General features: G+C 34.2%; 17 protein-coding genes. 9 read left to right on the top strand and 8 right to left on the bottom strand.

The annotated features are described in order from the left end of the window. Positions 1-152: 152 nt before the first annotated feature. The 3 genes from ACTXGU_RS04445 to arsC are packed head-to-tail and all read left to right on the top strand — an operon-like array spanning position 153 to position 2,253. Entirely contained in the window at positions 153-497 is a 345-nt protein-coding gene (locus ACTXGU_RS04445; RefSeq protein ID WP_443480293.1) for an ArsR/SmtB family transcription factor, read from the top strand. A 16-nt stretch (positions 498-513) separates the two neighbouring features. Then, positions 514-1,812 (top strand): arsenic transporter, encoded by a 1,299-nt coding sequence (locus ACTXGU_RS04440; RefSeq protein WP_443480292.1) that lies wholly within the window; start codon positions 514-516, stop codon positions 1,810-1,812. Between the two features lie 21 nt (positions 1,813-1,833). Beyond that, on the top strand, positions 1,834-2,253 hold the full coding sequence (gene arsC / locus ACTXGU_RS04435; RefSeq protein ID WP_443480291.1) for an arsenate reductase (thioredoxin): 420 nt from the start codon (positions 1,834-1,836) through the stop codon (positions 2,251-2,253). Positions 2,254-2,432: 179 nt separating this feature from the next. Here the strand turns inward: arsC and ACTXGU_RS04430 are convergent, their stop codons facing one another. The 5 genes from ACTXGU_RS04430 to ACTXGU_RS04410 form a co-directional block, all read right to left on the bottom strand. Further along, positions 2,433-2,927 carry a GNAT family N-acetyltransferase gene (locus ACTXGU_RS04430; RefSeq protein WP_443480290.1) on the bottom strand — a complete coding sequence of 165 codons (495 nt, stop codon included), beginning with the start codon at positions 2,925-2,927 and terminating at the stop codon, positions 2,433-2,435. Continuing rightward, a complete protein-coding gene (locus ACTXGU_RS04425) occupies positions 2,911-3,063 on the bottom strand; it encodes a hypothetical protein (RefSeq protein ID WP_443480289.1) in 153 nt (50 codons plus the stop codon). The genes ACTXGU_RS04430 and ACTXGU_RS04425 overlap by 17 nt, the downstream gene beginning before the upstream one ends. Positions 3,064-3,074: 11 nt before the next feature. Beyond that, complete coding sequence (locus tag ACTXGU_RS04420; RefSeq protein WP_443480436.1) at positions 3,075-3,911, bottom strand: permease; 837 nt, start codon at positions 3,909-3,911, stop codon at positions 3,075-3,077. Positions 3,912-4,009: 98 nt separating this feature from the next. Next, positions 4,010-4,456, bottom strand: coding sequence for a MarR family winged helix-turn-helix transcriptional regulator (locus tag ACTXGU_RS04415; RefSeq protein ID WP_443480288.1), 447 nt, complete (start codon positions 4,454-4,456; stop codon positions 4,010-4,012). A 22-nt stretch (positions 4,457-4,478) separates the two neighbouring features. Further along, positions 4,479-4,682: a hypothetical protein gene (locus tag ACTXGU_RS04410; protein ID WP_443480435.1), complete on the bottom strand. Its 204-nt coding sequence runs from the start codon at positions 4,680-4,682 to the stop codon at positions 4,479-4,481. A 309-nt stretch (positions 4,683-4,991) separates the two neighbouring features. Between ACTXGU_RS04410 and ACTXGU_RS04405 the strand changes: the two genes are divergently transcribed. After that, a complete protein-coding gene (locus tag ACTXGU_RS04405; RefSeq protein ID WP_443480287.1) occupies positions 4,992-5,486 on the top strand; it encodes a hypothetical protein in 495 nt (164 codons plus the stop codon). 181 nt (positions 5,487-5,667) lie between these two features. On the opposite strand, the gene ACTXGU_RS04400 is transcribed toward ACTXGU_RS04405, so the two are convergent. Beyond that, positions 5,668-6,291 carry a nitroreductase family protein gene (locus ACTXGU_RS04400; protein WP_443480286.1) on the bottom strand — a complete coding sequence of 208 codons (624 nt, stop codon included), beginning with the start codon at positions 6,289-6,291 and terminating at the stop codon, positions 5,668-5,670. A 123-nt stretch (positions 6,292-6,414) separates the two neighbouring features. On the opposite strand from ACTXGU_RS04400, the gene ACTXGU_RS04395 reads away from it, so the two are divergent. Further along, positions 6,415-6,765, top strand: coding sequence for a winged helix-turn-helix transcriptional regulator (locus ACTXGU_RS04395; RefSeq protein ID WP_443480285.1), 351 nt, complete (start codon positions 6,415-6,417; stop codon positions 6,763-6,765). Between the two features lie 177 nt (positions 6,766-6,942). Here ACTXGU_RS04395 and ACTXGU_RS04390 read toward each other — a convergent pair whose 3' ends face one another. Further along, the gene (locus ACTXGU_RS04390; RefSeq protein ID WP_443480284.1) at positions 6,943-7,188 is read right to left on the bottom strand and encodes a HesB/YadR/YfhF family protein; all 246 of its coding nucleotides are present in this window, start codon (positions 7,186-7,188) and stop codon (positions 6,943-6,945) included. Positions 7,189-7,456: 268 nt separating this feature from the next. On the opposite strand from ACTXGU_RS04390, the gene ACTXGU_RS04385 reads away from it, so the two are divergent. Together ACTXGU_RS04385 and ACTXGU_RS04380 are read left to right on the top strand one after the other, a co-directional pair. After that, entirely contained in the window at positions 7,457-7,603 is a 147-nt protein-coding gene (locus ACTXGU_RS04385; protein ID WP_443480283.1) for a hypothetical protein, read from the top strand. Continuing rightward, positions 7,600-8,562, top strand: a complete 963-nt coding sequence (locus ACTXGU_RS04380) for an LLM class oxidoreductase (protein ID WP_443480282.1) — start codon at positions 7,600-7,602, stop codon at positions 8,560-8,562. Before ACTXGU_RS04385 ends, ACTXGU_RS04380 begins: the two co-directional genes overlap by 4 nt. An 83-nt stretch (positions 8,563-8,645) precedes the next feature. Here the strand turns inward: ACTXGU_RS04380 and ACTXGU_RS04375 are convergent, their stop codons facing one another. Next, positions 8,646-9,362 carry a 3-ketoacyl-ACP reductase gene (locus ACTXGU_RS04375; protein ID WP_443480281.1) on the bottom strand — a complete coding sequence of 239 codons (717 nt, stop codon included), beginning with the start codon at positions 9,360-9,362 and terminating at the stop codon, positions 8,646-8,648. A 298-nt stretch (positions 9,363-9,660) separates the two neighbouring features. Between ACTXGU_RS04375 and ACTXGU_RS04370 the strand changes: the two genes are divergently transcribed. Both ACTXGU_RS04370 and ACTXGU_RS04365 read left to right on the top strand, forming a co-directional pair. After that, positions 9,661-10,692, top strand: coding sequence for a LacI family DNA-binding transcriptional regulator (locus tag ACTXGU_RS04370; RefSeq protein WP_443480280.1), 1,032 nt, complete (start codon positions 9,661-9,663; stop codon positions 10,690-10,692). 38 nt (positions 10,693-10,730) lie between these two features. Then, entirely contained in the window at positions 10,731-12,398 is a 1,668-nt protein-coding gene (locus ACTXGU_RS04365) for a glycoside hydrolase family 13 protein (protein WP_443480279.1), read from the top strand. Positions 12,399-12,433 lie beyond the last annotated feature (35 nt).

Genomic DNA, 12,433 nt, shown 5'->3' with positions numbered 1-12,433 from the left:
AATTACTATATAATCAAATTAATATATAAGTAAGTTTTTATATAATAAAATAATCATAAGGAGGAGTTCTAGAAAATAAACGGTAATTTAAGTTTATTATATAAGCACATTATTATGTAATGATATTTATTTGGGTATTGGGAGGTGTTGTTTTGAAAGTATCAACTGTTGAAATCGAAAAAGCTGCGACAATCTTAAAGCTATTAGGGGATAAAACCCGTTTAACAATGGTGAAGATTTTAGAGTTGCATGACTGTTGTGTTTGCGAATTTGTGGAAATATTTAAAACGAGTCAGCCTGCTATTAGTCAACACGTACGCAAATTAAAAGATGTTGGAATTGTAAGAGAAACGAGAAGAGGGCAATGGATTATCTATTCATTGAACAAAGAAAGTGAGTATTATCCATTTGTTCAAAACTTGCTTCAACAACTGCCAAATCAAGATTTCAAACTACAAGAATTAGAAGAACAAGGATTACGTATATCGTGTGAGTAAATAGGAGGCTAGTACATTGACTTCGGTAGTTTTAGCATTAGTGATTTTTTTAGTAACACTTATTTTAGTTATATGGCAGCCAAAAGGGTTATCAATCGGCTGGTCAGCCTGCGGGGGAGCCATTCTTGCATTAATCATAGGAGTAGTAGATTTTAAAGATGTAATAGCCGTTACTTCTATCGTATGGAACGCTACATTAGCTTTTATAGCAATTATTATTATTTCTCTTATCTTAGATGAAATTGGTTTCTTTGAGTGGTCAGCCTTACATATGGCGAGAGCTGCACGGGGAAACGGGGTTCGAATGTTTGTCTACGCGGCGATTCTTGGAGCACTGGTAGCTGCCTTTTTCGCAAACGATGGTGCAGCTCTAATTTTAACTCCTATTGTTTTGGCAATGGTCCGAAATTTAAAGTTTAATGAAAAGATGGTATTTCCTTTTATTATTGCGAGCGGTTTTATTGCGGATACGACATCTCTTCCGTTAGTTGTTAGTAATTTAGTTAATATTGTTTCAGCGGACTTTTTTTGGATTAAATTTACTGAGTTTGCTTCAAGAATGATTATTCCAAACCTCTTTTCCTTGATTGCAAGCATTTTGGTTTTATATCTCTTTTTCCGTAAAAGCATACCGAAAAATTATGATCTGTCTCAACTTCAGCAGCCAGTCGAAGCGATTCAAGATAAAAAAATGTTTCGATTATCTTGGCTTGTGCTAGGAATCCTTTTAATTGGATATTTCGCAAGTGAATTAACTGGAATTCCTGTTTCTATTATCGCGGGTGTTGTCGCTATTTTTTTCCTTGCTATGGCTAGAAGAAGCCCAGCTGTTCATACTCGAGCTATCATTAAAGGTGCACCTTGGGCAATTGTCTTTTTTTCAATTGGAATGTATGTGGTAGTTTATGGATTAAGAAATGAAGGATTAACAAATATATTAGCTGATCTTATTCAAATGACCGCCGATCAAGGCTTATTTGCTGCAACGATAGGAATGGGATTCATAGCTGCTATTCTTTCATCCATTATGAATAACATGCCTACTGTTATGATTGACGCACTAGCTATTGCAGATACAACGACAAGTGGTCCAATAAGAGAAGCGCTCATTTATGCTAATGTCATCGGCTCAGATTTAGGTCCTAAAATCACGCCAATCGGTTCCCTTGCAACCTTATTATGGTTGCATGTCTTATCGCAAAAAGGGGTTAAGATATCCTGGGGAACTTATTTTAAAACAGGAATCATTCTAACCATTCCAGTATTGTTTATTACTTTAGTTGGTTTATATATATGGTTGATCACTATTCATTAATTATTAAAGGAGAAATACAACATGACTAAAAAAATAATCTATTTCTTATGTACAGGCAACTCTTGCAGAAGCCAAATGGCAGAAGGCTGGGCAAAAAAATACTTAGGTGGGAAGTGGGAAGTGAAAAGTGCAGGACTTGAAGCACATGGACTAAACCCAAATGCAGTAAAAGCAATGAAAGAAGCAGGAATCGATATTTCGAATCAAACATCTGATGTGATTGATCCAGAAATATTAAATAATGCTGATTTAATTGTAACACTTTGCGGTCACGCAGCAGACAATTGTCCTGTAACTCCCACGCATATCAAACGTGTACACTGGGGCTTTGATGATCCTGCAAAAGCTACAGGGACAGAAGAAGAAAAATGGGCTTTCTTCCAACGTGTTCGTGATGAAATTGGCGACAGAATTGAACGTTTCGCGAAAACTGGTGAGTAGATACTAAATGAAGAGTTGCAAATTTCTATCGGTTAGAAATCAAGCTTAACGATTTAAACTTCGATAAAGAGAACATTCAATGAGTTTGTTGTTAAAAAAGAGGTCTTTTAATTGCGACCTCTTTTTTTATAGAATAAATATAAAAACTAAAAATAGAAACGTCTAAATGAAAAGGACTTTTAAAATTTTTGACTTCTTCTCTCCATGAATAAAACATCTCTCCAAATACCTTTATGTTTTCCTATCTTTTCTCTTATGCCAACTTCCCGAAAACCACAACTTTTGTGAGTATGAATACTCGCTTTGTTTTCAGGAAATATCCCAGACTGTAAGGTCCAGTATCCTTTTTTCTCAGAGTGATCAATTAAAGTTTCTAACAGTTTTTTCCCTAACCCTTTCCCATGATAATCGGGGTGAAGATAAATGCTGACGTCTCCAACTCCCTTATAGACACATCGGCTTGATACCTTGCTTATAGAAGCCCAACCAATGGTTTGAAGTGGATGGGTTTTCATTAGAACAAGGCTACAAGATAGATCACGATTGTTTTTCCAACTTTCCCAGCCAGGTGTAGTGGTCTCGAATGTGGAGTTTCCTGTTTCAATCCCAAGACGATAGATTGTTTCTATTTGTTCCCAATGATCCTTCGTTAATAAATCAATTTGAACGTTCATCGTCATCTTCCTTTTCTTTAAGTTTTTCTACTTTTTGGGAGCAAGATTCATCTTCTTTTTTATCAACTTCTTCAACAATAATATTGTAGCAATCATTTTTCTTGTTTGTTTTGAATAATTTTTGAAATAAACTCAATGATATCCCTCCTAGATAAAGTAAAATAAGAATCCTGAAATCGTCGACATACTGATAACGGAAAGAATAAAGGCAAAGACTAATTTCTTTTTAAAAATGCTGTTGAGCAAGGTTACTTCTGGCAGACTGGCCCCAGCAGAACTAATCATAAGTGCCATAACTGGAGCTAACGCCATTCCTTTTGCTATCATAATCTGGGAGATTGGAATCATCGTTGATAATCGGATATATAGGGGGATTCCTACAATAGCTGCAATAGGAACAAGCCACCAATTATCTCCTCCGAAATATTGAGCAATAAATTCAGTTGGAACAGCTCCGTGGATAATAGATCCAATGGCAGCTCCTATTAGGAGATATGGATACACCGTTTTTATGAGTATTATGGTTTCTGAAAAGGCGTTTTTTAAATTAAATCCTTTTGTTTCTGGTACAAAATTTTTGACTAATACGTTTTTTACTTCTTTTTCAAAACCATGCTTTTCAAGAGTGAATCCAATAATGATGGAAAGTATGGTTGTGATCAGAGTGTAATAAAGAGCTACTTTCCACCCAAGCATTGCAGTCATAATTGTTAAAATCGTTGGATCTAAGACAGGCGATGAAAAAAGAAAGATCATCACAACGCCAAACCGAATTCGATTGTTTAATAGATTTACGACAACAGGTATCGTGGAGCATGAACAAAATGGAGTGACAAATGCGAAAAATACAGCAATTAATGCACTAATGATTGAATGACTCTTCTCCATAAGTAGTTCCATTTTTTCATAAGGAACAAATGCTTGAATGATGTTAATAATAAATGAAATCCCGATAAATAAAGCGGTTAATTCTTTGCAATCCATAGAAAACTCTTGAAAACTTCGAACCACATTGTAAGTCCTCCTTTATTTAGTTGCAAAATGCAAGTTTATGTTTATTTGAAAAGCAAGTAGATACTTGTTTATTGAACAGGTTTACAGCACATTTTACTTTTAGCCATGGATTTATTAAGTAAGATTAAGGAACGAATAACCGTTTCTTTTTCAAAATCAGTCATGTAGGAAAATACTTCATCTAGGTACTGGTTCATTTGCGAATCAATTGATGCAGCGATTATTCTCCCTTGAGTGGTTAAATGGAGTTCATAAACCCTCTTGTCTTGAAGGGACTGTCTTTTCTCCACCAATTCCAATTTAATTAAGGTTTGAATTTGTCTGCTGAAAGTTGTAAGATCAATGCCTAATATTTCTGATACTTCCTGCATGGAGGGGTGATGCCTTTTATCAATTTCGTATAAGATGTGACTCTGAACAAGGGATATTTCAGTAGTTCCTATAGAACAGCAGTTTTTATCTAGCAATCCAAATCCTCTCATTGTTTTCTGTAAAATTTCTCGTAGATTCTCCATTTTAATAACCTCATTTCATACTTTACTTATTATTTACCAATTGTTTGTAGGCAACCTGAAAATTACGTTTTGTTTTTTCTCCCCTAGAACATAATTCTCCTTGGAAGAATTGAGTTATGATATAATATTTTACTTCTTCAATTTCCATTTCAAATGTATTCATGATTAATTGAAAGTAAGAATGAAAATATTCAACCGATAAATTCCCGGAGTTATTAATAATCATGATAATCACTTTCCTTACTCCAAATACTGTTAATTTAATATTATTATATTTTATTATTTGCAAAACGCAAGTATTTTTAATGTTAAAGGAGCTAATTCAATCGAAAAAGCCGATTTTCCTTACAATGATCCTTTTACGATTAAAAACGCCTTAAAAATAAAATCAAGCGTTAATTATTATGGTGAATATTATCAAATGAAAAGGTATGATAAAAAATGAAGAATATAAGGTTACTAAATATTCCTATATATCCATATAGTAGTTTTTTTGGTAACTTTAAAATAAAATACAATAATAAAGGAGAGTTCAATGAAAAAAATTGCAGGGCTTTTAATGGTATTATTATTTACAATTGTATTAGCAGGGTGTGGTGATGAAACTGTTAGTGGAAAGGTAAATGAGAAATTAAAGTATGAAGAAAATGCATTGACAGTAAAAGGAACAAAGATATATAACAAATTATTGTTGGTGGAAAATGGAGAGAATATGGATTTAACCTTTGATGAAGGACATAAAGCTATATTAGTAGATATATCTATGAATACAGGGTCTAATAAAGTAGACCATACTAACTTTGTTATTGAAAGCGAAACAGATAGTGATATAACTCCATATGAGGCATTGCCTTCAGATGTTGAGTACCATAAAAAGCAGAATATAATAAATTTTAATCATTCTAATAAAGGAAAGATAGAAGGGAATCTAGTTTTTTCTTTCAGTGAAAAAGAAATTAAAAATAACAAAAATACTTTAGTAATAACATTAGATGGTGTAGTATTTAAAGTTCCTTTAAACTTAAATTAAAATATATAACAACGAAAGCTGGTTAGGCTCTTTCTTTGGAATTTTAGTTCCATTTCATTTAAACAGAAAAATCCTTTCCTTTTAAGTACAGATCAAGTTAAATCTGCAAACTTTTCAGGCTGATTCAAGGTAAGTTTGTTGACAGCCTGAGAGTTGCAGTGCTTATAAACTTTTAATCAACTTATATCTTATCTTTATAAATCACTTTATCCACATCATGTCTTACCGTTTGATGACCAGCTTTAATCCCTTTCCCAATAGCGATAAGCATAACGTCTAAATACCTTTCCGAAATATTTAAGGCCGCTCTTAGTTGGTTAGAATCATAACCGGACATAGTGATTGTTTCAAAACCTGCTTCATTTGCTAATAAAATTAATGACATGGAAGCGAGACTGACGTCTCTAGTTAATTCAAGCTTTAAATCATCCTTTGATTTAGCTGCATAGTAATTGATTGCAGCATTCGTTAGAAAATCTTTTAATGATTCATCAAAAAAACCTGCTTGAAACTCTTGCTCATGTATTGTAATAATATTATCTTCATTAAAAGCTTGATAATCACCCAGCATAACGATTAAAGTAGAAGCTTCTACAACTTGCTGCTGATTAAAAGCGATAGGCAATAATAATTCTCGTAAAGTTGGATCTTCAATGATTAAGTATCGAGTTGCTTGAATATTATTTCCATTAGGCGACTTGCTTGCACTTTCAATTAAGGATGTTAGAATTTCCGAACTAATTTTATAATTTGGGTCATAATGTCTAACGGAACGTCTTTTTTCTAAAATGTTTTTTACACTCATGATATCCACTCCCAAGGTTTTATTTGTTGCACCTAAAAGTATAGTAGGCAATAATTAATAAGAAAATAACGCACAATAATGTGGTATAACCACTTTTAGGTGCCTATTTAGGAGGAACAGGATATGGTTAGTCATAATACTGGCATCAATATTTTCATGAATATTGTAGGTGGAAAGTGGAAATGTTTAATCCTTTATTTCTTGAGTCAAAAATCAATCAGGACAAAAGAATTTTATGAATTAATACCGGGAATTACCCAAAAAGTCTTAACAGATCAACTAAAGCAGTTGGAAAGAGATGGTCTTGTCCGAAGAGAGGTATTTAACGAAGTGCCGCCAAAAGTAGAATACAGTTTAACGGAGTTAGGCAAATCATTCGTACCAGTCTTAAACACAATGTGTCAGTGGGGTAATGAATATGCGGTTGTGAGGGACATTGATAGAGATAAACAGATTTGTTGTCAGCATAAATAAATATACTCTTCCTAGAGTTAACTCTTTGCAAAAAGTGTCTATTCTATAAGCTTTTTAAGAAACTTATAGAACAGGCACTTTTTTTGTATGCCGCTTCCTTTTTTAGAAAAAACGACAATCATTTCATATCTTGCATTTCAAAAAATATATCGTCATGTATAGGGTCATATTTAATATCTAATGATTTTTCTTGAAAAATGGCATCATCGGAAATCTCAATATAAAAAGGATGCCGTCTTTCTTAAAATGTGTAACAAGAAGGTTGGGCACTTCTACAAGAAATTTTAACGAAAAACCGGGGTAATAGGATCTGTTTATTGCTTCTTCTTCATAGCTGATCATTAAACGGACAGTTTCGCCTTTTTTCAATTCAGCCACTTCCTTAAACCATTGTACTGCATTTTCTTCAATCTTTAAATTCAAGCTAATCTCCTCCAACAACTATAGATACTTTTTAGTTCCTATACTACTAAAAAGTACGTACTTTTCTTTTTGTTTTGTATGCGACATAATAACATTCATAAAGGCAGTGTGATGAAAATTTGAACGGCGCCTGATCACGTTGTCCATGAATAATTATTTACTATTACAAGGCGGAGTTTGATGGACTCAATTGCTATAGATTCAAGAGAGAAAAAAGGAGGAACACCAGCCCTTGGAAAAACGAAACCTGAATTAAAGGAGCTTTTAAATGAACAATCGTGAAGAAATGCTAGAAATGATGAAAAAACAATCGCTAAATAAAAATAAATTAATTTTATCATTAGTTGTTACAATTGGTTCTTTTTTAGGTGCATTAATAGCGCTTAAACAAAGAAGAAGGGAGTGGAAGAAATGAATTTTTTACAAGAACACCGAGCATTCAATCGAATGTATAAAGAAGCTGAGCTAACACTTGGCTTGCATATACCGTTAGAGAATTATCAATTTCAAACGCCTACCATGGAGAAGCAGGTCGAACTAGCACAACTTGCAGAAAACTATGGCTTCTCAAGTCTTTGGTTCCGTGATGTTCTGCTGCAAGATCCCTCTTTTGGGGATCCGGCAACAGGACAAATATATGATATGCTTATTTATTTAACGTATCTTGCAAGCAAGACGAAAGAAATTGCATTAGGAACATCCGCTGTTGTGCTGTCACTTCGTCATCCTTTGCGTGTAGCAAAAGAGATAGCTACGATAGAAAATTTGTTTCCGGAAAGACTCATTATGGGTGTATCGTCTGGTGATCGAAGAGCAGATTTTTTAGGACTAGGGATCTCTCACGAAAATAGAGGAAAAAGATTCGTTGAAGCTTTTGAATACCTCAATCAGCTCTTATACAAAGAATTTCCTATGATTACTTCATCATTAGGAGGAGTTGCAGGTGCAAATCTAGTACCTAAGCCAACGAAAAAAATTCCTACAATGATTACTGGGTACAGTCAGCAAGATATGAGTTGGTTTGCTGAAAATGGAGATGGCTGGATGTATTATCCTCGGAGTCCGCATCTACAAGCAGAATCGATCAAAAAGTGGAGACAGTTAGTAGATCATTATCATCCAGGCGTGTTTAAGCCATTCACGCAGCCAATGCATTTAGATTTATCGGAAGATCCAAACGAAGGACCAACTCCTATACGACTTGGATTCCGGGTTGGGAGAAACGCTTTAATTGATCTATTAAATATCTATAAGGAAATAGGCGTAAATCATCTATTCTTCGCATTATTCGATAGCAATAGACCTGCGGAAGAAGTAATTCATGAATTAGGGCAAGAAGTTTTACCATATTTTTCAACACAAGACAGCAACTAGAATTCTAGTAATTTTCAATAAAAAGACATATAGCCTTCTTTTCTTAAAAAGAATGCTTATATGTCCTTTTTTTATTAGCCTGTTTACGGATTCGTTGACCACATACCAGCAGTTTTAATAAAGACGCGTGGATTTAATTTTAATTGTGCGACCATTAATTCTGCTAAGTCTTCTGGCTGCATAACTTTCTCAGGATTGCCGTCTGTTAAATTTATATCGATAGCCATATCTGTAGCAACTGTACTTGGTGTTAACGCAGTTACACGTATATTATGTTTTCTCACTTCTAACATAAGCGATTCGGTTAATCCTAGTACAGCAAATTTAGAGGCGCTGTACGCACTAGTTACAGGCGCACCTTTTTGTCCTGCAGTAGAGGAAATATTAATGATATCTCCCGCTTTTCTTTCGATCATGCCTGGTAAAACGGCTTTTGTCACATAGTATGTACCAAGAAGATTCACTTTGATAATATTTTCCCATTCTTCTGTAGCAAGATCTAGGAAACCGCCGAATTTCGCAATACCAGCACTGTTGATTAATATATCAATTTGTTTTAATTCAGAGGTAATATGGTTTACAGCATCTATAACAGAAGCATTGTCTGCTACATCTGCAGTTGCAATCGAAACAGAAACGCCATATTGTTTCACTTCTTCTGCCACTTTTTCTAAATTAGATAAAGTTAAACCAACTAAACCAAGATTAACACCTTCCTGTGCAAGTGCGATGGCAGTTGCACGGCCGATGCCTCTGCCTGCGCCAGTAATAAGCGCTGTTTTTCCTTTTAGTGATGCCAATGAGAGCACTTCCTTTCTAAAAAACTATAAACAAAATATAATTGAATATCATGCCTTATGTCTACTTTTATGCATGACGAAAAGAAAAAGAAAACCTTGTTTGAATAGTGAATAATAGACACCAGCATATTGTTCATTTAATAGACCTGTGGTATTATTTTTTATATCGTTAAGTGCAATCGTTTGCACTGGTGTTTGAAAACATATAACAAAATAATAGGAAACATCCCTTTTATATGAATTATAGGAAGGTTTAACAACATTTTCATTTAGTGATAACGAAAGGAAGAGGGGCGTTTTGGCAATTACAATCAAAGATGTTGGCAAAGAGGCGAATGTGTCTCCATCAACTGTTTCCAGAGTACTTGCTAACCATCCAAAAATAAGTGAAGAAACAAAAAGAAAAGTTCGGGAAGCGATGGAAAAATTGGGGTACCATCCGAACTTGCAAGCAAGAAGTCTCGTTGTGAAATCAGCGAATGCCATTGGGATTGTGATGCCTCACTCTGCTGAATCGATGCTTGAAAATCCTTTTTTTCCAGAAGTAATTCGAGGAATTAGTTTAAAAGCCCGTGAGAATAAGTATGGAATTTATTTAACAACAGGCGCAGAAGAAGAGGAGATTTATCAAGAAGTTGTGCAAATGGTACAAGGTAAGAGAGTGGATGGCATTATCCTTTTGTACAGTAAAAAGAATGATAAAGTAATGGATTATTTAGTAAAAGTGAAATTTCCCTTTGCGGTGATAGGAAGACCATATAGCAATGCAGAACAAATCACCTATGTCGACAACGATAATATTTCCATTACAAAACAAATTACGGAATACTTAATTAATATGGGGCATCAACATATTGCATTTGTAGGGGCTAATATGGAAATGGTGTTTACAATTGACCGTTTAGAAGGGTATAGACAAGCACTAGAGCAGGCAAATATTCCATTTGATGAATCGATTATTATTTATGATAAAGAGATGAAAGTGAATGCTAAAAAGCAATTTCAGCAGCTGCTGCAAAAAGATGTGCCTCCAACAGCACTAGTAGTTGCAGACGATTTTGTAGCAATTGAGCTGATTAGCTATGCAGAGGAATGGAATATATCTGTTCCTGAAGATATATCAATTGTTGGGTTTAATAATATTATTGTCGCTAAGCATATAAAGCCTTCTTTAACTTCCATCGATATAAATATTTATCAGCTTGGTATAGAAGCAGCTGATTGCTTAATAGATAATATGAAAAATTCTGATTCTCTGCCTAAAAAAATGATTATCCCTGCAAAAATGGTGGAAAGAAAATCTTGTTCCCCTATTCCAAATATTTTATGAGAAGTAAAATCTTGAGAAAATAGAGGAGGAAATCTTGAATGGAAACACAAAAATGGTGGAAAGAAGCAGTTGCTTATCAAATTTATCCAAGAAGTTTTATGGATTCGAATGGAGACGGAATCGGTGATTTACAAGGTATCATTTCAAAATTAGATTATTTAAAGGAATTAGGAATTGATTGTATTTGGATTTGTCCAATGTATAAATCTCCAAATGATGATAATGGCTATGATATTAGCGACTATCAAGATATAATGCCAGACTTCGGAACAATGGAGGATTTTGATCAATTGCTGAATGAAGTTCATCAAAGAGGGATGAAGCTGATTATTGATTTAGTAATTAATCATACGAGTGATGAACATCCTTGGTTTATTGAATCCCGTTCTTCCAAAGAAAATGCAAAAAGAGATTGGTACATATGGAGAGACGGAAAAAATGGCAAAGAGCCAAACAATTGGGAAAGTATTTTTGGCGGATCCGCATGGAAATACGATGAAAAAACGGAGCAATACTTTTTACATATTTTTTCGAAAAAACAGCCGGATTTAAATTGGGAAAATGAAGAGGTCAGAAAAGCGTTATATACAATGATTAATTGGTGGCTGGATAAAGGTATCGATGGCTTTAGAGTTGATGCCATCAGTCATATTAAAAAAGAAGATGGACTCGAAGATATGGAAAATCCAGAAGAACTAGAGTATGTCCCCTCCTTTGATAAACATATGAATGTAGAGGGAATTCAGCCATATTTGGAAGAGTTGAAAAAGGAAACATTCGCTAAATATGACATTATGACTGTCGGGGAAGCCAACGGTGTAAAAGTCGAAGAAGCAGAATTATGGGTAGGTGAAACAAAAGGGAAATTTAATATGGCTTTCCAATTTGAACACCTATATTTATGGGATGCAGATAAAAAGAAAAAAGTAGATGTATTAAAATTAAAAAAAGTCTTAAATAAATGGCAAAAGGGTCTTGAGAATAAAGGATGGAATGCCCTGTTTATTGAAAACCATGACCAAACTCGAAGCGTATCCACATGGGGAGATGATAAAGAGTATTGGAAAGAAAGTGCAAAAGCTTTAGCAACGATGTACTTTTTTATGCAAGGAACTCCTTTTATTTATCAAGGACAGGAAATCGGCATGACAAATGTCCAGTTTCCGACAATTGAAGAATATGATGATGTAGCAACAAAAAATTTATATCAACTAAAACAAAAAGAAGGACTTTCTCACCAAGAAATAATGGAAATTATTTGGTCTTCCAGCCGTGATAATTCGCGTACACCGATGCAGTGGTCAAGTGAGCCGTATGCTGGTTTTTCTACGGTTGCTCCATGGATGGGGGTAAATCCAAATTATATAGACATAAATGTAGAAAATCAAAAACAGAATCCTTATTCCATTTATCATTATTTTAAAAAGATGATCGAATTAAAGAAATCTGGACCAATTTTAACGTATGGAACATTTGATTTAATCGATGAAGAAAATGAGGAAGTATTTTCCTATACAAGAACATTAGATGATGAAAAAATCGTAGTAATAGTGAATATGACTTCATCTGAGGCCGTATTTAATAGTCAGGAAGTAGAGCTGCATTCAAGAAATTTATTGCTTGCAAACTATGAGGTAGAGGAGCATCCTGCTGTTAATAGTTTGTCATTAAAGCCATATGAAGCAAGGGTTTACAGTAGTAATTAAGAAGAAAACTAGGGAAGAGGCTGTCTCAAAAGGTC

Origin of the sequence: Niallia sp. 01092 (assembly GCF_052318935.1) — a bacterium.
Classification (GTDB): Bacteria; Bacillota; Bacilli; order Bacillales; family Cytobacillaceae; genus Niallia.
Note: the sequence above shows the minus strand (reverse complement) of the source record. Positions and strands in the feature narration are given on the sequence as shown.

Bases quoted from the DNA above. Each gene is read 5' to 3' on its own strand.
- arsC (WP_443480291.1), top strand. From the start codon at position 1,834: ATGACTAAAAAAATAATCTATTTCTTATGTACAGGCAACTCTTGCAGA.
- ACTXGU_RS04430 (WP_443480290.1), bottom strand. From the start codon at position 2,927: ATGAACGTTCAAATTGATTTATTAACGAAGGATCATTGGGAACAAATA.
- ACTXGU_RS04420 (WP_443480436.1), bottom strand. From the start codon at position 3,911: ATGGATTGCAAAGAATTAACCGCTTTATTTATCGGGATTTCATTTATT.
- ACTXGU_RS04415 (WP_443480288.1), bottom strand. From the start codon at position 4,456: ATGGAGAATCTACGAGAAATTTTACAGAAAACAATGAGAGGATTTGGA.
- ACTXGU_RS04410 (WP_443480435.1), bottom strand. From the start codon at position 4,682: ATGATTATTAATAACTCCGGGAATTTATCGGTTGAATATTTTCATTCT.
- ACTXGU_RS04405 (WP_443480287.1), top strand. From the start codon at position 4,992: ATGAAAAAAATTGCAGGGCTTTTAATGGTATTATTATTTACAATTGTA.
- ACTXGU_RS04400 (WP_443480286.1), bottom strand. From the start codon at position 6,291: ATGAGTGTAAAAAACATTTTAGAAAAAAGACGTTCCGTTAGACATTAT.
- ACTXGU_RS04395 (WP_443480285.1), top strand. From the start codon at position 6,415: ATGGTTAGTCATAATACTGGCATCAATATTTTCATGAATATTGTAGGT.
- ACTXGU_RS04385 (WP_443480283.1), top strand. From the start codon at position 7,457: ATGAACAATCGTGAAGAAATGCTAGAAATGATGAAAAAACAATCGCTA.
- ACTXGU_RS04380 (WP_443480282.1), top strand. From the start codon at position 7,600: ATGAATTTTTTACAAGAACACCGAGCATTCAATCGAATGTATAAAGAA.
- ACTXGU_RS04365 (WP_443480279.1), top strand. From the start codon at position 10,731: ATGGAAACACAAAAATGGTGGAAAGAAGCAGTTGCTTATCAAATTTAT.